General features: G+C 63.2%; 16 protein-coding genes and 1 pseudogene. 11 read left to right on the top strand and 6 right to left on the bottom strand.

The window, feature by feature from the left end; genetic code table 11:
• Positions 1–336 precede the first annotated feature (336 nt).
• The 3 genes from QF015_RS06125 to QF015_RS06115 all read left to right on the top strand — a co-directional run bounded on the left by QF015_RS06125 (position 337) and on the right by QF015_RS06115 (position 4415).
• A complete protein-coding gene (locus QF015_RS06125) occupies positions 337–1896 on the top strand; it encodes a glycoside hydrolase family 32 protein (protein WP_310202369.1) in 1560 nt (519 codons plus the stop codon).
• A gap of 101 nt (positions 1897–1997) precedes the next feature.
• Positions 1998–2618 (top strand): dihydrofolate reductase family protein, encoded by a 621-nt coding sequence (locus tag QF015_RS06120; protein WP_429387747.1) that lies wholly within the window; start codon positions 1998–2000, stop codon positions 2616–2618.
• A gap of 129 nt (positions 2619–2747) precedes the next feature.
• Complete coding sequence (locus QF015_RS06115; RefSeq protein WP_429387745.1) at positions 2748–4415, top strand: RecQ family ATP-dependent DNA helicase; 1668 nt, start codon at positions 2748–2750, stop codon at positions 4413–4415.
• A 14-nt stretch (positions 4416–4429) separates the two neighbouring features.
• On the opposite strand, the gene QF015_RS06110 is transcribed toward QF015_RS06115, so the two are convergent.
• Together QF015_RS06110 and QF015_RS06105 are read right to left on the bottom strand one after the other, a co-directional pair.
• Entirely contained in the window at positions 4430–5359 is a 930-nt protein-coding gene (locus QF015_RS06110) for an NAD(P)H-hydrate dehydratase (RefSeq protein ID WP_310202365.1), read from the bottom strand.
• Positions 5337–6113 carry a histidine phosphatase family protein gene (locus tag QF015_RS06105; protein ID WP_310202363.1) on the bottom strand — a complete coding sequence of 259 codons (777 nt, stop codon included), beginning with the start codon at positions 6111–6113 and terminating at the stop codon, positions 5337–5339. The genes QF015_RS06110 and QF015_RS06105 overlap by 23 nt, the downstream gene beginning before the upstream one ends.
• Before the next feature lie 132 nt (positions 6114–6245).
• Here QF015_RS06105 and QF015_RS06100 point away from each other — a divergent pair.
• Positions 6246–7542 (top strand): annotated as a pseudogene (locus QF015_RS06100) (NAD(P)/FAD-dependent oxidoreductase).
• On the opposite strand, the gene QF015_RS06095 reads toward QF015_RS06100, so the two are convergent.
• Positions 7531–8256, bottom strand: coding sequence for a 3-keto-5-aminohexanoate cleavage protein (locus tag QF015_RS06095; protein ID WP_310202494.1), 726 nt, complete (start codon positions 8254–8256; stop codon positions 7531–7533). The pseudogene QF015_RS06100 and the gene QF015_RS06095 overlap by 12 nt on opposite strands.
• A 97-nt stretch (positions 8257–8353) precedes the next feature.
• Here QF015_RS06095 and QF015_RS06090 point away from each other — a divergent pair, with 97 nt between their 5' ends.
• The gene (locus QF015_RS06090; protein ID WP_310202359.1) at positions 8354–8815 is read left to right on the top strand and encodes a GatB/YqeY domain-containing protein; all 462 of its coding nucleotides are present in this window, start codon (positions 8354–8356) and stop codon (positions 8813–8815) included.
• 20 nt (positions 8816–8835) lie between these two features.
• Here the strand turns inward: QF015_RS06090 and QF015_RS06085 are convergent, their stop codons facing one another.
• The 3 genes from QF015_RS06085 to QF015_RS06075 all read right to left on the bottom strand — a co-directional run bounded on the left by QF015_RS06085 (position 8836) and on the right by QF015_RS06075 (position 10395).
• Entirely contained in the window at positions 8836–9567 is a 732-nt protein-coding gene (locus QF015_RS06085) for a DUF72 domain-containing protein (RefSeq protein ID WP_429387742.1), read from the bottom strand.
• 35 nt (positions 9568–9602) lie between these two features.
• Positions 9603–9830 (bottom strand): hypothetical protein, encoded by a 228-nt coding sequence (locus tag QF015_RS06080; RefSeq protein WP_429387739.1) that lies wholly within the window; start codon positions 9828–9830, stop codon positions 9603–9605.
• 88 nt (positions 9831–9918) lie between these two features.
• The gene (locus QF015_RS06075; protein WP_310202353.1) at positions 9919–10395 is read right to left on the bottom strand and encodes a MarR family winged helix-turn-helix transcriptional regulator; all 477 of its coding nucleotides are present in this window, start codon (positions 10393–10395) and stop codon (positions 9919–9921) included.
• 139 nt (positions 10396–10534) lie between these two features.
• Here QF015_RS06075 and QF015_RS06070 point away from each other — a divergent pair, with 139 nt between their 5' ends.
• The 6 genes from QF015_RS06070 to QF015_RS06045 are packed head-to-tail and all read left to right on the top strand — an operon-like array spanning position 10535 to position 17049.
• Complete coding sequence (locus QF015_RS06070) at positions 10535–11485, top strand: SDR family NAD(P)-dependent oxidoreductase (RefSeq protein WP_429387736.1); 951 nt, start codon at positions 10535–10537, stop codon at positions 11483–11485.
• A gap of 2 nt (positions 11486–11487) precedes the next feature.
• On the top strand, positions 11488–12378 hold the full coding sequence (locus QF015_RS06065; RefSeq protein WP_429387734.1) for an amidohydrolase family protein: 891 nt from the start codon (positions 11488–11490) through the stop codon (positions 12376–12378).
• A gap of 1 nt (position 12379) precedes the next feature.
• On the top strand, positions 12380–13606 hold the full coding sequence (locus QF015_RS06060) for an acyl-CoA dehydrogenase family protein (RefSeq protein WP_429387732.1): 1227 nt from the start codon (positions 12380–12382) through the stop codon (positions 13604–13606).
• 56 nt (positions 13607–13662) lie between these two features.
• Positions 13663–14118 carry a MaoC family dehydratase gene (locus QF015_RS06055; protein WP_310202345.1) on the top strand — a complete coding sequence of 152 codons (456 nt, stop codon included), beginning with the start codon at positions 13663–13665 and terminating at the stop codon, positions 14116–14118.
• Between the two features lie 42 nt (positions 14119–14160).
• The gene (locus QF015_RS06050; RefSeq protein ID WP_310202343.1) at positions 14161–15486 is read left to right on the top strand and encodes an MFS transporter; all 1326 of its coding nucleotides are present in this window, start codon (positions 14161–14163) and stop codon (positions 15484–15486) included.
• Positions 15487–15498: 12 nt separating this feature from the next.
• Positions 15499–17049, top strand: coding sequence for an acyl-CoA synthetase (locus tag QF015_RS06045; protein ID WP_429387729.1), 1551 nt, complete (start codon positions 15499–15501; stop codon positions 17047–17049).
• Positions 17050–17194 lie beyond the last annotated feature (145 nt).

The raw sequence follows: 17194 nt of genomic DNA, 5'->3' as shown, positions 1-17194 counted from the left end.
TCCATTCTGCTAAAGCGTTTGATCACTCGTAAGTTAGCGTGAAAGTGCACGATGATCAAGCGTTTTAGCAAAAGTAACTTTCTGATGTAAATCGAGTGCTAAAACGCTTGACCGTACTATCGCGTACCGCTAATGTCCTGCGTAGCCGATGACTCCGGGACCGCTCGATGCTGAGCCGAACGGAGTAGGCCGAAAGCACCGATCCAGCTCTCTTCGACGTGCAGCACCAGGATGTCCGGGACCTCAATGACGTCCCCGGCTGTGCTGCACATTCAAACCCGCCGAATGACCTTTGGCGCGCCGTCGCGCCCGCCAAACCTTGAGAGGAACGCATCAATGACGCATGACATTTCTCGACGAACCGCACTGCAAGGCGCAGGAGTCGGCGCGCTGGCACTGTTCATGAGCAGCGCAGTCCCTGTCGCGGCCCACGCGCAAACATCACTCCGGGCGGTTTACCACATGACTCCGCCGTCGGGCTGGTTGTGCGATCCCCAACGGCCCGTCCATACAAACGGGGCCTACCAGCTGTACTACCTTCACTCAGGCCAAAACAACGGCCCGGGTGGATGGGACCACGCCACTACAGGCGACGGAGTGTCATACACGCACCACGGTGTGGTGATGCCCCTGCAACCCGACTTTCCTGTGTGGTCTGGATCGGCCGTGGTGGACACCGCCAACACCGCCGGCTTCGGTGCCGGAGCGGTGATCGCGCTCGCAACCCAGCCCACAGGGGGAGTCCGGAAATTCCAGGAACAGTACCTCTACTGGTCGACGGACGGCGGCTACACCTTCAGCGCCTTGCCGGATCCGGTGATCGTGAATACTGATGGGCGAACGGCTGCCACCCAGACTGAAATCGAGAACGCAGAGTGGTTCCGGGACCCCAAGATCCACTGGGACAGCACGCGGAACGAGTGGGTCTGCGTGATCGGCAGGGCCCGTTATGCAGCGTTTTACACCTCGCCCAACCTCAGGGATTGGCAGTGGAAGTCCAACTTCGACTACCCGAACCATGCGCTCGGCGGTATCGAGTGCCCGGACCTGTTCGAGATGACCGCCGGTGACGGCACCCGGCACTGGGTTTTCGGCGCGAGCATGGACGCCTATAGTATTGGCTTGCCGATGACCTTTGCCTACTGGACAGGTACGTGGAACGGCACGGCCTTCATCGCGGACAACCCCACCCCGCAGTGGCTCGACTGGGGATGGGACTGGTACGCCGCCGTGACGTGGCCTGCCGCGGACGCGCCGGAAACCAAACGCCTTGCGACTGCCTGGATGAACAACTGGAAATATGCGGCCCGCGATGTGCCCACGGACGCTTCCGACGGGTACAACGGGCAGAATTCCATAACGCGGGAGCTCACTCTGGAGCGCCAATCCGGCGGCTGGTACACCTTGCTCAGCGCCCCGATACCAGCGCTCCTCGGTTATGCAACTGCCACCATCGCGCTTCCGGACCGCACGGTCACCGGGAGTGCCGTCCTGCCGTGGAGCGGGCGGGCGTACGAACTCGAACTCGACATCTCCTGGGCTGCCGCCACCAATGTTGGAGTGTCCGTCGGACGATCCCCTGACGGGCTGCGGCACACGAACATCGGCAAGTACGGCAACGAGTTGTACGTTGATCGCGCACCGTCGGATCTTGCCGGTTACTCGCTGGCGCCGTACACACGCGCGGCCGCGCCTATCGATGCCAACGCGCGTTCGGTACACCTGCGTATCTTCGTTGACACCCAAAGTGTCGAGGTGTTTGTGAACTCAGGGCACACGGTGGTCTCGCAGCAGGTGCACTTCGCGGAGGGCGACACGGGAATCTCGCTGTACGCAGACGGCGGCCCGGCCACTTTCACTGGAATCACCTTCCGCGAGTTCGGAAACCCGATCTAGGGGGCGTACAAGAAACGGAGAACGACGGCGGCACTACAGCGGGCGGAAGCGCCGCCGTCGTTCTTCCTTGACATCCCGGACACGGCCACGACACTGGGTGCATGTACAGGAACAGCCGCGTCTCGGCCCAGTTTTCGGTATCCCTCGACGGGTTCATTGCAGGTGATGATGACGGGGTCGGCCCTCTTTTCGACTGGTATGAAGCCGGAAACGTTGAAACGTGGATGCCGGGACACCCCGTTCCTTTCCATCTCAGCGAGGCCGATGCTGCTTACTGGAACTCTCTTCCGCGGGAGGGGGCGTTCATTTCAGGTCGTCGGTTGTTCGACCTGACGAAGGGGTGGGGAGGGCATCCGCCCAACGAATCGCCAACGGTGGTTCTGACCCACCGCGACCCACCGGAAGGCTGGCCCCCTGAAAGACGGGACGGAGGGCGTGTGCCCTTTGAGTTTGCCGGGGACCTGGAATCGGCTCTCGAACGTGCCGCCGACCTCGCGGCCGGCGAAGAAATAGGGGTAGCGGGCGCGAACGTTGTGCAGCAGTGCTTGAAACGCGGGGTCGTTGATGAGCTCCGCGTGGACCTGGTGCCGGTGCTGCTCGGGAGCGGTATCCGGTGGTTCGGCGAACTGGACACCGGCATCGCCCTGGACGATCCCTCCATCATTCCGGGAACCCGCGTCACGCACCTTGTCTATCAGGTGCGTCCGCCGGCCCAGAACTGAGCTCGATGAGACCGGGATTATCCACAGCTGGACAGGCGAGCGTATGACGGCGGGTCCCGGCTCGCGCTAGGCTGGTCACCTCGGCTGATGCAAGTGGCCGCAGGAACCACTATGCGGAGCCACATTTTAATGTCCGATGATCTTGCCCTGACTGCCCTTGCGGCGTCGTCTTTCTCCCTGCCCGAACTGCGTGATGGCCAACTTGCAGGCATGCGCGCCCTTGCCGATGGCCGCGACGTCCTGGCCGTCATGCCCACCGGGTACGGCAAATCCGCTACCTATCAGGTCCCGGCCCTGCACCTTCATCGCCAAACGGGACGTCCCGCCGTCGTGGTTTCTCCCCTCATTGCCCTGCAGGAAGACCAACTGGAGGGACTGACGGAGGACCTGGGTGAGGGAGCCGCCGTCGCCATCAACTCTTCCCGCAGCGATGCCGAGGTGGAAGCGGCTTGGGAGGCAGCGGAAGCGGGCACGGCCATCTTTCTCTTCCTCGCCCCGGAGCAACTGGCCAAGCAGGAAACTGTGGACCGGATTACCAAGCTGGACATCTCCATGTTCGTGGTGGACGAGGCACACTGCGTCTCCTCGTGGGGCCACGACTTCCGTCCGGACTACCTCGACCTGGGCAGCGTCCGCGAACGGCTGGGCAACCCGCCGGTGGTGGCACTGACGGCCACCGCCTCCCCGCCCGTACGTGACGAAATCGTGGAACGCCTTGGCATGAAGGACCCGCTGGTCCTGATCCGTGGCTTTGACCGGCCCAACATCAGCCTCGCCGTCGTCCGCCACCAGGAGGACAAAGCCAAACGAAAAGCCGTGGTGGAGCAGGTTGCCGCGATGGCCAAGGCCGAAGGCCTGGGGTTGCTCTACGCCGCCACACGGAAGGACACCGGGAAATATGCGGCCGAATTGTCTGCGGAAGGACTCCGGGCGGAGGCGTATCACGCGGGCCGGTCGGACACCGACCGGGAGAGGATCCACGAGGCATTCCTGAATGACCAACTGGACGTCGTCGTTGCCACGACCGCTTTCGGCATGGGCATCGACAAAGCCAATGTGCGGTTTGTGGTCCATGCGAATATTCCGGAGTCGCTGGACTCCTATTACCAGGAGATCGGCCGCGCGGGCCGCGACGGGGAGCCGGCGACGGCTGTGCTGCATTACCGTGCCGAGGATCTGGGACTGCGCAAGTTCTTCGGCACCCACGCCCCTGATCCTGAAGCTTTGTTGGCTGTCCTGAAGGTCATCAAGAATGCCGGCGCACCTGCCCCGAAGACCGCATTGGTGGAGCTCACGGGCTTTCCCGCCCGGCGTATCACTACGCTGATTAATCAGTTGGAAGAGGCCGGCGCAGTCACCACGGGCAAGCGGGGAACGCGACTCAGCTCAAAAGCCAAACTTTCCGCGCTGGCGGAGCGCGCCGTCGAACGGGCGGAAGCGCGGCAACGCGTTGACCAGTCCCGGCTCACCATGATGCGCGCCTACGCGGAGACGGATGGTTGCCGCCGCCAGTTCCTGCTGGGCTACTTCGGCGAGGACATGCCTGAACCCTGTGGCAACTGCGATGCCTGCCAGGAGGCTGCAGCCGACGCCGGCAGGCCGGGTTCCGTTGAACGCCTTTCTCTGCGGGATGACGAGCCCTTTCCGCTTCAGTCCACCGTGGTCCACAAGGAGTGGGGCCAAGGCTTGGTGATGCGGCATGAGGACGATGTCATCACGGTGCTGTTCGAGCAGGAGGGCTACAAGACTTTGTCGCGTACCGCCGTCGTGGAGCACCACCTGCTGAAGCCCGCCTAGGGGCCTCAGCGGCTTCAGGTGTTCAGCTCCAGCATCAGCGCAGGCAGTTCGTCGGCAAGCTCGCGGGCCAGGAACCCCAGCGGGCCGAGCTTACTGGCAAGGCGGTCCGCTGCGGCGGCGTGAAGGTGGGTTCCCCAGCAGGCGGCCTGCGCATTGCTGGTTCCCCGCGCCCGCAGTCCGGTGATGGCGCCGGCCAAGACGTCCCCACTGCCGGACGTTCCCAGCCCGCCATACCCTGTGGTGATTTTCCACAGCCCGGACCCGTCGGCACCTTCGGCAGAAGGACCGGCAATGTACCCTTGGCAACTCACCACAGCATCGAACCGTCCGGCGATTTCTGCCACGGCAGCTTCCAGATCTTCGACGTCCCTGCCCAGCAGGATTCCCGCCTCGGTGGGATTGGGAGTGAGGATCAGCCGGCCCCGCCAAGGTCCAATCTGATCCTCGACCTCCGTTAGGGCTCCCAAGGCATAGGCATCAAGCACGACGGCGGGACCTCGCGCGGCGTCAGCGGCACCATCGGATTCCTCCCGCTCCAGCAGCGCCCGCAGCAAAGTCCCGGCGAGTTCCAGATCATCCAGTCCCGGCCCGATCAGCAGGGTGTCCGCACGTTCCAGGTAGTTCGAGATCCGGTCCAGCCCTTCCCCGGTCAAGGAGCCGGCCGGGGTTTCGGGCAAGCCCATGGCCCCGCACTCCGGCAGAGCAACGCCTACCTGGGCTGCCACGGATTCGGCAACGGCCAACGTAATTTTTCCGGCACCCGCTCGCAGCGCAGCGGTCCCGGCCAGCAAGGCAGCGCCGGGCGTGACCCGGGCTCCACCGATGACCAGCACTGCACCGCGGGAGTACTTGCTGTCGCCTGGAGCCGGCAAGGGCCAGTCGCGCAGCAGCGACGGTGTTACCGGAACGGGGGCGTTGGAATCACTGCGGGTGGACACTGGCATCCCCTGCGTGTTCGGTCACGGCCACACCCTGCTCTTGAAGATGGTCAGCCACGTTGAAGCTCTCCAACTCCCACGGGCCTGCACCCGATGGCCGAACGTAACGGGTGATTGAGGCATTGAGCACCGACGTCGTTGCGGCAAGGTCCAGGATCTCCTCTTCGGACATCCCTTCCAAAACGTACCGGACCAGCAGGATCACAGCGTCGTGGCAGACCAGCATGACGCGCTGCCCCGATCCCAAGGTGTTGAGTTCGTCCAGGACCGACCGCAATCGAAGAGCTACATCGGCCCACGACTCACCGCCCGGCGGTCGGTAGTACAGCTTGCCCAGCCAGAGCCGGCGCTCGGCCTCGTCCGGGTACCGTGTCTCCACGCCCAGCCGTGTCAGCCTGTCCAGAATCCCCAGCTCCCGGTCCCGCAGGCGCTCATCGGTCAGCACCTTCACAGGCCAGCCGGCCGTCTCGACGGCGATTTCCGCCGTCTGCCGGGCACGGGCATAGGGGGAGGACACCACCGCGTCCGGGCGGAGTTCTTCCGCGATGCGGGCCAGCGCAGTTCCCAAGGCCTTAGCCTGCTCCTGGCCCGTGCCGGACAGATTCACGTCTGGGTCCCTCGCCGGAACCTGGATAACCTCCGCGCCGGCCAAGCGTGCCTCCGTCGCGGCCACGTTGCCTTCACTCTCACCGTGCCGGATCAGCAGCAACTCGACAGCACCGGCCTCCTGCACAGCGTCCGTCAGCCCGTCCTCGTTCACCAGATCACCCCTTCGCGTGCGTTGCCGAATGCAGAACACTACCCACTGCGTACCCACCGGTCCAGAGAGTAAACGCTCGACGGCGGCCAGGTACCCCTGTCGCCCGGACCTTGGGTGAAGTATGTTGCTGGCATGGAGGACTCATACCAAGTCATCATTGTGGGTGCCGGATTCGCGGGCGTTGCAGCAGCCAAGGAACTTGGCCGCAAGGGTGTGCGCGTCTTGCTGATCGACTCGAACAACTACCACCAGTTCCAGCCACTCCTGTATCAGGTGGCGACTTCCCAAATTGGTGTCTCCGCGATTGCCCGGCCGCTCCGATCCGTGTTCCGCCGCTTCAAAAACGGTCAAAGTCCTGACCGCGAAGGTGGAATCCGTCAATGCGGCCGAACGGGTGGTCACCACTGCCGATGGCGACACCATGCGCGCGGAAATCCTGGTGATCGCCGTTGGAGCGGTCCCGAACTTCTTCAATACCCCCGGTGCGGAAGAACTGGCCTTCCCGCTGTACTCGGTCACCGATGCCACGAGGCTTGGAACGGGTCTCACCCGACTGCTCGACCAGGCGGATTCCACGCCGGACGGATTCGTGGATGTCGTTGTGGTGGGTGGCGGACCCACAGGCGTGGAGACCGCCGGGGCCATGGCGGAAAACGTCAAATACGTGGTGCGCAAGTACTTTTCGCCGGAGCTTGCAGCACGTTGCCGCGTGCATCTGGTGGACATGGTTCCCACCGTGTTGAACATGTTCTCCCCTAAATCCCAGAGCTATGCGACGGAGCACTTGAAGAAAGTGGGGGTTGAGCTTCATCTGGGGCAGGGTGTCACCGAAGTCCGCAAAGACGGAGTGGCGCTGGCCGACGGTAGCTCCGTGCCCGGGCAGATCGTGGTGTGGGCCGGCGGCCTGAAAGCGGGGGACGTGATTGCCGGCTCGGGGTTAACCCAGGGGAGAGGGGGCCGCATCGACGTTCAGCCTGACCTCACTGCGCCCGGCGTGGAGGGTGTGTACGTCCTTGGGGATTGCGCCAACATCACCGATTCCACGGGCGCCAAGCTGCCGCAGCTGGGTTCCGTGGCACAGCAGGCCGGAAAATGGGCGGCCAAAAACATCCTGGCAGACCTCAGTGGTGGGAGCCGCACCCCGTTCAGGTATGTCGACAAGGGGTACATGGCAATGGTGGGACGTGGTGCAGCTGTGGCTGAACTCGGCCGCAAACGCATCCAGTTGCAGGGAGTCTTCGCGTTCCTGTCCTGGCTGTTGGTACATCTGGCCCTGCTGTCGGGCCTCCAGCAAAAGATCCGGGCCCTGTTCTCCTGGCTCAATGGGTACATCCTTCACAGCCCGGCACAGGTGGTGGTCAGCGGACCCGTCGAGAAGGCACCGCCGGAGCAAGCGCCTCCGGGGGTGCCGCCGGTGTCAGTGAGCTAAGCCGCCAAGGATTTTGCCGGCGGCCGCTACCAGTTCTGCGTTGCCTTTCGCCGGGGTGCCGTTCGGCAAGAGGAGGGTGTCTTCCAGGCCCACCCTGGTGTCCAGGCCCCATTGGGCAGCGAGGTTCAGGGCCGGCCACGTCGAACGCTCCTCGCCATGCAGCAGGATCGGCATCCGGCTTTCCTGGGTGCGTACCAAAGCCACAAGGTGTTCAGCTTCCTGTTCCACATCCTCGGGCCGAAGATCCTGGATCTCGACGAGGACCCGCAGGCAGGCGGACCGCAGCGGGGACGAAGCCCAGCGATGTGCAGCGTCGGCATGCCAGATTCCTGCCTCGATACCGATGCCGCGGGAGCTGAGTGCTTCAGCTACCTCTTCCGCTCCGTCCTCGTGCCAGTTCACCGAAGCGAAATCCGGCAGTTCCACCCACGACTCGATCATCCTCAAGCGGTCTGGCACATCGGGGCAAATCCAGGCCCCGGTGGTCACCCCCAACGGAATGCCCGGGCAAGCTGCACGAAGAGCCGTCAGCCACGAGGCCATGTGGTGGGCGTCCAGGCTGTCTTCGCCCTGGGAATTTTTGGGGTGGACATGGATGGTCCGGGCACCGGCCGCAACTGCTGCTGCCGCATCCTGGGCAAGCCGGAGGGGATCAGGGGAGAGCCCGGGGTGCTCCGGGACTCCGCGGGCTCCATTGAGACAGGCCTGTAGCATCACCAGGCCATGTTAAGGGTCTCTCAACGCGCCGGGAGAACCCCTGACGTCCGCTTGCTGGGAAGATAGCAGGAGGAACCCGGAAACAAGGAGCATCATGACCCTCAAAGAACGCTTGAAAGCCGACGTCGTCGACCACATGAAAGCCGGCAACAAGCTCGCGCTGACCACTGTGCGTAATGTGCTGGGCGAGATCACCACCCGCGAAAAGTCGGGCAAGACGCCGGTGGAGCTCGACGACGCGCAGGTCACCTCGCTGCTCCAGAAGGAAGCGGCAAAGCGCCGGGACACGGCCCGGATCTACACGGAAGCGGGCGAGGCGGACCGCGCGGCCGCCGAAGTGGCAGAAGCCGAGATCATTGAGGCGTACCTGCCCAAGGCGCTGACCCGCGAAGAAGTGGAAGTCATTGTGGACGAGGCCATTGCCGCGCTGAAGGCCGATGGCCAGGAGCTTTCGATGCGTTCCATCGGAGCCGTCATGAAGCCGGTCACCGCCAAGGTCGCCGGACGGTTCGACGGTAAGACCGTCAGCGAGATTGTGCGTGGTCGCTTGGCGTAGGAGCCAGCAACGCCGCGGAGTCAGGTGGCTCCCAGCAGCCACCGCAAAGTGTCGGCGTTCCGTACGGCATGGCCACCGCCGTCGTTATTGAAATACACGTAGACGTCCTTGCCCGGACCGCTCCACTCCCGGATCCGGTCAGCCCACCACTGCAGATCCGCGTCGGAGTACGAACCGCCGTAAAGGTGCTGGTGGTCCGGGCCGTGCATCCGGACGTAGACGAACGGTGCTGTCGCGCGGAGGATGCACGGCAGGTTGGCGCCGCTCATGATGCAGTAGGCGGCCCCGTGGCGTTCCAGCAGCGAATAGACATCCGGATGGTCCCAGCTGTTGTGGCGGAACTCCACTGCGATACGGATCCAGTGGGGCACCACGGACAGGAAGTAGTCCAGCCGGGCGTCGTCGCGGGCAAAGCCTGGTGGGAGCTGGACCAGCAGCACGGCCCGCTTGTCACCAAGTTCGTGCCAGCACCGGCTGATCCGTTCCACCCAAACCTCAGGGCTGTACAGTTTCTTCGCATGTGTCAGTCCCCGTGGGGCTTTGACTGACATGGCAAAGCCCTCCGGAAGGCGGTTGCGCCAACCAGCGAAGGAAGTATCCCGGGGCCAACGGTAAAAGCTCGCGTTGAGCTCCACGGTGTTGAACCGGGCCACGTAGTGGGCCAAGCGTTTCGATGCCGGAAGGCCGGGAGGGTAGAGCACGTTCTCCCAGTGCTCATAGCTCCAGCCAGAGGTACCGATGTGAATGCCCATGCTGTGAAGGTACCCGGCACAGAGGCTCGCTAACGCTAAAGTTTGACCGCTGTCCTGGCCATCAAGGCTTGAAGGTCCTCGGCGACCTTGGCGACCTCGCGCTGGCGGGCGTTGCGGGCCGGCTTTGAGCTGTGCGTTGCCGGCCGGTCCGGGCGGTGGGGTGTGCGGGGTGTGCGGGGCTGGCGGTGGACTTGGGGATCACGCACGGGCACGTCGACAGTGACGGTGCCTTCCAGGGGATCGTGAAAGAGTGGGAGGTTCATGATCCCTGATCCTGACACAACCCCAGGGTCTCCGAAATGGACAACTGCATACCCTCCATCCGGGGCGCTGTGCAGGTGTCCATGCGTCTTATCGGCGAGTGGGCTCTGACCCCCACAAGGCTTTCTTGAGCAGCGCCCTCAGCTGCGCATTCTCATCCTCGGTAAGGGCCGCAAGCTGGGTCTGCTCGCACTCTTCCAGTCCTGCCCGGGCCTTGTTGTGGATCCGGCGGCCCTCCGCCGTGGAGACGATGATCTTGGCCCTGCGGTCCTGCTTCCCTTGTGCCCGGGTGACCAGCCCGCGGTGTTCGAGGTCGTCCACCAGGCTCACCACCTGGCTGGGGTCCAGGCTGAGGAAATCGGCCAGCTCACGCTGCGTGGGTTCCAGCCCGCTGCATGCGAGTGTCAGCACGGAGAAAGACCGTTCCCTCAGCCCGTAATCGGCCAGTGCTTTGTTGTTCAGCAAGGAACCAGTGGCGTGCAGTTTGGCCAGCAGCAAGCCCACGTCATTGCCGATTTTGGCCGCGGCCAAGCGCGGGATTTCCATTTCGGTGCTCTGCGGGCCCATGACAACTCCAATAGTAATGAAAAACAATCGTTGACTTTTTCAATGATCCGTATTCTCATTGATCATGACAAGGATCTCACGACGCAGTGGGATCGGCCCCACCGGCTCAGGCCGGTTACAGCATGCGAAGGAGCACGCCATGAGCTTGAACGGCAAGGTTGCAATCGTCACCGGGAGCGGACAGGGTCTTGGACTCGCTTACGCGAGGGAACTCGCCCGCCAGGGTGCCGGCGTCGTGGTTAATGACGTGAACGCCGGCACCGCTGCAGAAGCGGTTGCGCAGATTGAGGCCGACGGCGGACGGGCCACCGCCGTGGTGGTTCCGGTAGGAACCACGGACGCCGCCAAGGCCCTGGTGGCGGGCGCTGTTGAAGCGTTCGGCCGCTTGGACATCCTGGTCACGAACGCCGGAATCCTGCGGGACAAGAGCCTGCTGAAGATGACCGACGAGGATTTTGACCTGGTCATCAACGTGCACCTGAAAGGGACGTTCACCTGCGTCCGCGAAACGTTCGCGTACTTCAAGGAAAACAACATCGCCGGCCGGATCATCACGATTGGTTCGCCCACCGGCCAGCGGGGCACCTTCGGCCAGACCAACTACGCCGCGGCCAAGGCAGGAATCGTGGGCATGGTCCGGACATGGGCGTTGGAGATGAAGAAGGCCGGCGTAACAGTGAACTCCGTGATTCCGGTGGCGGCGACGGCCATGACCAAGACCGTCCCCTATTTCCAGAAGGCCGTCGAAGCCGACGAACGCGGCGAGGCGATGCCGGCGTTCTTCCGCCACGACCTCGGTTTCGGAACGGCCGACGACGTCGCCGGGCTGATTGCCTTCCTCGCCTCTGATGCGGCTGCCGGAATTACCGGCCAGGTGATCGGCGCCGGTGGTGACCGGCTGCAGGTTTGGACCCACCCGACGGCCGCCACCACCGAGTACCGCGACGGTGGCTGGAGCTACGATGCGCTGCAGGAAAACGCTGGCTCGCTCTTCGGGGCGGATGCTTTGCAAAGTGTCGGTGAGGAACTCCTGCCGCTCCCCGAAGAACTGCAGCCGGAACCGGCGGCTGTCCCTTCCCAGGCACGCTGATCATGGCCAACCGCTACGAACCGGGCATCGACGCCGCGGCGCTGGAGGCGATCGACATGCACGTCCACGTGGAGGTGGACAGCTGCGGGCATGGGTCCCTTCCGGAGGCCTTGACGGAGGCCTCGGCCAAGTACTTCAAGTCCGAGGACAGGACGCCGTCCCTGGACAGGATCGCCGAGGTCTACCGCGATCTGAACATGGCCGCCGTCGTTTTCACCGTCGATGCCCGGACGCAGCTCAAACACGAACCAAACAGCATCCCGGACCTGATCGAGGGCGCTGCCCGGAACAATGATGTGCTGATTCCGTTCGGCAGTGTCGACCCCCGGACCGGCGAGGACGCGATTGCCGGGGCAAAGCACCAGGCTGTGGAGCTCGGTGCCCGCGGTTTCAAGTTTCACCCCTCGTTGCAGGGCTTTGATCCGTCCAACGAGACGTTCTACCCGCTGTGGGAAACCCTCCAGGAACTGGCCCTGCCCTGCATCTTCCACACCGGCCAGAACGGTATGGGCGCCGGTCTTCCCGGCGGGTTCGGGATCAAGCTGGCCTACTCCAACCCGTTGTTGCTGGACGCCGTGGCCGCTGATTTCCCGGGCTTGCAGATCATCATGGCCCACCCCTCGGTGCCGTGGCAGGACGAGGCGAACTCGATCGCAACACATAAGTCCAACGTGTTCATTGACCTCTCCGGGTGGTCGCCCAAGTACTTTCCAGAGTCGCTCGTGAAGGCTTCCAACTCGGTGCTCCAGGACAAGGTGCTGTTCGGCACGGACTTCCCGCTGATTACCCCGCAAAAATGGTTGGGCGCGTTCGCGGACCTGCCGCTCAAGGACGACGTTCGTCCGAAGATCCTCAAGGACAACGCCGTCCGGCTGCTTGGGCTGGGTGGTTAGGATGACCGTCACCAGCACGACGACAGCACCCGGTAAGGATCAGCGGCTCTACTCCGTGGCGGATTGGTATGACGCCGAAGCACTGCTGACCACTGCGGAGCGCCAGGCTTTGGCGAGGTTGCGGGGCTTCCTGGAGTCCGAGGCCAAGCCGTTGCTCGCCGAGTACTGGGAACGCGGTGAATTCCCGGAACAACTCGCACAGCCGTTGATCGACTTGGATCTGATGGAACCTGCTGATCTGACCGTGGATGCTCCTGCCCGCGGTATTTACCACGGCTTCCGGATCTTCGAACTCGCCCGCACGGACGCGTCACTGGCCACGTGGTACACGGCCCAGGCCGGCCTGTTCAGGACCGCGATCCAGGTAGGAGCCTCCGTGGAGCAACACAAGGAGTGGATGCCCAAGGTCATCGACTTTTCCCTCAAGGGCGTCTTTTCCCTCACCGAACCGGAGCATGGCTCGGACATCGCCGGCGGTCTGTCCACCACAGCACGCTTCGAAGAAGGTCCCGACGGCGGAAGCTGGGTTTTGGACGGTGCCAAACGATGGATCGGGGGCGCCTCGACAGCCGATGTGCTGTGCGTGTTTGCCCGCGATGTGGCGGACGGGCAGGTCAAAGCCTTCCTGGTGGACCGGGCGGCTCCTGGTGTCAGCCTGGAGAAAATCCACGGGAAAACCTCGCTGCGGATGATGCAGAACGCGCATATCACCCTGGACCAGGTCCGGGTTCCGGAGACCATGCGCCTGCACAACGTGAACTCCTTCAAGGATGTCGCAGCCATGCTGCGCGCCATGCGTTCGGACGTCGCCTGGATTGCCACGGGTATCCAGGCCGGTGCGTTCGAAGCCGCCCTGGCTTATGTGAAGGAACGCCAACAGTTCGGCCGGTCGTTGGGCTCCTTCCAGTTGGTCCAGGAAAAGCTGGCACGGATGCTCGGCAACATCACAGCTTCACTTTCACTCGTGGTCCGGCTGACCGAACAGCAGAACTGGGGCATCTACCGTGACCAGGACTCGGCCTTGGCCAAGATGCAGACGTCCCTGATAATGCGCGAAACCGTCGCCCTCGCCCGCGAAGTGGTGGGCGGAAACGGCATTACCCTTGCCGCCGACGTCGCGCGTTTCCATGCCGATGCCGAAGCCGTCTATTCCTACGAAGGCACCCACGAGATCAACGCCCTCATCATTGGCCGGGCCCTCACCGGCGAGGGCGCCTTTACCCGCTAAGCGCCTGCCCGCCAGGCACAGCACCACTTTTCAGATAACTGCTACAGGAGGCAAAGATGCCCAATCTCGTCGTCGATTTCGATACCCTGCTCACCATGTCCGGCAAGGACCTGGGCACCACCGACTACCGTGAAATCACCCAGCAGCAGATCAACCTGTTTGCTGATGCCACGGATGACCAGCAGTGGATCCACACCGATCCCGAACGCGCCAAGAACGGCCCGTTCGGCGCCCCCATCGCGCACGGGTTCCTGACCCTGTCCCTGATCATCCCGTTCTGGGGCGAGCTGTTCGACGTCGAAGGTGTGACCACCAAAGTCAACTACGGCCTGGACAAAGTCCGCTTCACCTCCCCGGTCAAGGTCGGCTCCAAAGTCCGTATGAACGGCAGCATCGCCGAAGTTACCGAAGTCAAGGGCGGCGCCCAGATCAAGGTCAACGCCACCATTGACATCGAAGGCCAGGAACGCCCCGCCGTCGTCGCGGAATTCCTCGCCCGTTTCTACAAGTAAGCCCATCCACACACCCCGTCCCTCCTCTCCCAAGGAACAGCCATGTCAGGACACACTGCGCTCGCACAGTCGAGCACGGCCGCAAAGCGCAAAGAAGCGCGCACGGTCATCTTGTCCAGCTATCTGGGCAGCACCATCGAGTTCTACGACTTCCTGCTCTACGCAACGGCAGCAGCGGTCGCTTTCCCGAAAGTCTTCTTTGCCGGCACGGATGAATGGGTTGGCGTGGTCGCGGCCTACGCCACGTTCGCTGCAGGCTATGTGGCCCGTCCTTTGGGTGGCATCATCTTCGGCCACTTTGGAGATCGCATTGGACGCAAGGGCATGCTCATCGTGTCCATGGCGATGATGGGCATTGCCTCCACGTTGATCGGCCTGATTCCGGGGGCCAATGTCATTGGTCCTTGGGGAGCGGTGATCCTGGTGCTCCTGCGCGTCTGCCAGGGAATCGCCGTCGGCGGTGAATGGGGTGGGGCAGCGCTGATGGCACTGGAACACTCCGACCCCAAGAGGCGGGGCTTCGCGGCGTCGTTCGTCAACGCCGGTGCGCCGACCGGCGCCGTTCTCGGCACCGTCGTTATGGGCATCTTCTCCGCCCTTCCGCAGGATGCGTTCCTGGCGTGGGGTTGGCGTGTGCCGTTCCTGTTGTCCTTCGTGCTGCTGATCGTGGGCATGTTCGTCCGTTTGAGGGTTTCCGAGAGCCCCATCTTCGCCGAGGCTGTGGCCAAGGAAAGCGCCCAAGGGACGAAACGCAAGATCCCGCTGCTGGAAGTGCTGAAGCGTCCCAAGGCACTGATCATGATCATGTTCGCCGGCGCTGCCGGTTTCGGCCTCCAAGTGGTGCTGCCGACATTCTCGGTGACGTATGCGGTCTCCAAGGGTGCACCGCAGCAGGGCGTGCTTTACGCCTTCGCCGGAGCCTCTGCCATTTCCATCCTGTTCGTCCTTTTGGGTGGCAGGTTGTCTGATCGCTTCGGCCGCCGCCCGGTCATGGTCACCGGCCTGGCCTTGTTCATCCTGTACCTGTTCCCGATGTTCGGGATGCTCAGCTCAGGCAACATAGCCCTCATCTTCCTGGCCTTCACCGTGGCGCTCATTCTGCACTCGTCCCTGTACGGCCCCCTTGCCGCGTTCGTGTCGGAGCAGTTCGGCACCACCAACCGTTACACCGGGGCTGCCGTCGGCTACCAGCTGGCAACCCTGATTGGCGCAGGCTTCACTCCCGGGATTGTCGCTGGCCTCTACAAGGACGCGGGCCAAAGCATCGTCCCCGTGGTGGTGTTCCTGTCCGTCATGTCATTGGTGTCGATTGTCTTCATCCTGCTGACGCGGGAGTCTAAGAACAACGACCTCTCTACGGTCAGTTAGGAGTACCGCACCATGAACAACAACGGAGTTGGATCCTGGCTGCACCGCCGCCGGATCAAGTCCGGAAACGCAACCGCCCTCGTTTCCGGTGAACAGACCCTCAGCTACGCCGCGCTCGCCGAGCGGACAGACCGGCTGGCCAACGCCCTCAAAGACAGGGGAGTCAGCAAAGGGGACCGGGTGGGCTACCTCGGTGAGAACCACCCGTCCTTCGTGGAAACCTTCTTCGCCTGCGGGCTGCTGGGCGCGATCTTTGTCCCGCTGAACACCCGGCTCGCGGCACCTGAACTGCAGTTCCAGCTGCAGGACTCCGGCGCCCGGCTCCTGATCAACGCCGGTGCTCTGGACGCTGTGGCGTCGGCGTCCGTGACCGACACAGTGGTAACCCACCGTCTTGTGGTGGCGCCCGACGGCGGCACCGACAGTTCCGCCGTCGAGCTGCCCACCGGCGTCGAGCGCTATGGTGCGGTGATTGCCGGCGCGGCCGCCACGCCTTTGGACGAAACCGTGACGTTGGACGACGGCGCCATGATCCTTTACACCTCAGGCACCACCGGGAAGCCCAAGGGAGCGTTGCTGACGCATGGCAACATCACGTGGAACTGCATCAATACGGTGGTGGACATGGACCTGAACCGCAACGACGTAGCGCTGATGATTTCACCACTGTTCCACGTTGCCTCGTTGGATATGGGCTTGCTGCCGATGCTCCTCAAAGGCGCCACCGTCGTGCTCGAATCCAAGTTCGACGCCGGGCGGGTCCTGGAGTTGGTGGGCCGGCACAAGATCACCACGCTCAACGGCGTTCCCACCACCTTCCAGATGCTCTGCGACCACCCCGGATGGTCGACGGCGGATCTCAGCTCCCTGGACAAGCTCACCTGCGGCGGTTCTGCTGTTCCGCAGCGGGTGCTGGACGCTTATGAGGAGCGCGGAATCGGGTTCACCAGTTGCTACGGCATGACTGAGACCGCGCCCGGGGCCACGATGTTGCCGGTATCAAGGTCCAGGGACAAAGCCGGCTCTGCCGGTTTGCCGCACTTCTTCACGGACGTTCGGATTGCGGATCCCATGGGCGGTCTTGCTGCCCTCGGTACGGTAGGGGAGATCCAGATCTCCGGGCCCAATGTCATCAAGGAGTACTGGAACCGGCCGGAAGCCACCGCTGACAGTTACGCGGATTCCTCGTGGTTCCGTTCCGGCGACATGGGACATCAGGACGACGAAGGGTTCCTCTTCGTCTCCGACCGCATCAAGGACATGATCATTTCCGGTGGGGAGAACATCTACCCTGCCGAGGTGGAAGCCGCCATTGCGGAACTGGCGGCCGTGGGGAGCGTGGCCGTGATCGGAGTTTCCGATGACAAATGGGGTGAGGTGCCCCGGGCCATCGTCACCCTGCGCGAAGGCTGTTTCCTGACAGAACAGGAGCTGCGCTCGCATCTGGAGGGCCGGCTGGCGCGGTACAAAATCCCCAAGTCCGTGGTGTTTGTCGAAGAGATGCCGCGCACGGCCAGCGGGAAAATCCGCAAAATGGAGCTGCGGAAGCAATTCGCGCAGTAAAAAGCGCATTTTTCCGAGGGGGTTATCGGGCGACACAATCCGTTACCAGGCTAAATCCGGGTTAATTTTGTCCATCGACCTGCGTAATTGAGCCTTGGGGCATTACGATAAGCACGACTCAATCACTGAGTACGACTCATCACCA

This window comes from Paenarthrobacter sp. TE4293 (genome assembly GCF_050435325.1).
GTDB classification, from domain to species: domain Bacteria; phylum Actinomycetota; class Actinomycetes; order Actinomycetales; family Micrococcaceae; genus Arthrobacter; species Arthrobacter nitroguajacolicus_C.
This window is presented reverse-complemented; position numbering and strand designations above follow the sequence as displayed.

Bases quoted from the DNA above. Each gene is read 5' to 3' on its own strand.
- QF015_RS06125 (WP_310202369.1), top strand. From the start codon at position 337: ATGACGCATGACATTTCTCGACGAACCGCACTGCAAGGCGCAGGAGTC.
- QF015_RS06060 (WP_429387732.1), top strand. From the start codon at position 12,380: ATGACCGTCACCAGCACGACGACAGCACCCGGTAAGGATCAGCGGCTC.
- QF015_RS06120 (WP_429387747.1), top strand. From the start codon at position 1,998: ATGTACAGGAACAGCCGCGTCTCGGCCCAGTTTTCGGTATCCCTCGAC.
- QF015_RS06065 (WP_429387734.1), top strand. From the start codon at position 11,488: ATGGCCAACCGCTACGAACCGGGCATCGACGCCGCGGCGCTGGAGGCG.
- QF015_RS06110 (WP_310202365.1), bottom strand. From the start codon at position 5,359: ATGCCAGTGTCCACCCGCAGTGATTCCAACGCCCCCGTTCCGGTAACA.
- QF015_RS06095 (WP_310202494.1), bottom strand. From the start codon at position 8,256: ATGCTACAGGCCTGTCTCAATGGAGCCCGCGGAGTCCCGGAGCACCCC.
- QF015_RS06080 (WP_429387739.1), bottom strand. From the start codon at position 9,830: ATGAACCTCCCACTCTTTCACGATCCCCTGGAAGGCACCGTCACTGTC.
- QF015_RS06075 (WP_310202353.1), bottom strand. From the start codon at position 10,395: ATGGGCCCGCAGAGCACCGAAATGGAAATCCCGCGCTTGGCCGCGGCC.
- QF015_RS06045 (WP_429387729.1), top strand. From the start codon at position 15,499: ATGAACAACAACGGAGTTGGATCCTGGCTGCACCGCCGCCGGATCAAG.
- QF015_RS06085 (WP_429387742.1), bottom strand. From the start codon at position 9,567: ATGGGCATTCACATCGGTACCTCTGGCTGGAGCTATGAGCACTGGGAG.
- QF015_RS06115 (WP_429387745.1), top strand. From the start codon at position 2,748: ATGTCCGATGATCTTGCCCTGACTGCCCTTGCGGCGTCGTCTTTCTCC.
- QF015_RS06050 (WP_310202343.1), top strand. From the start codon at position 14,161: ATGTCAGGACACACTGCGCTCGCACAGTCGAGCACGGCCGCAAAGCGC.
- QF015_RS06055 (WP_310202345.1), top strand. From the start codon at position 13,663: ATGCCCAATCTCGTCGTCGATTTCGATACCCTGCTCACCATGTCCGGC.
- QF015_RS06090 (WP_310202359.1), top strand. From the start codon at position 8,354: ATGACCCTCAAAGAACGCTTGAAAGCCGACGTCGTCGACCACATGAAA.
- QF015_RS06070 (WP_429387736.1), top strand. From the start codon at position 10,535: ATGAGCTTGAACGGCAAGGTTGCAATCGTCACCGGGAGCGGACAGGGT.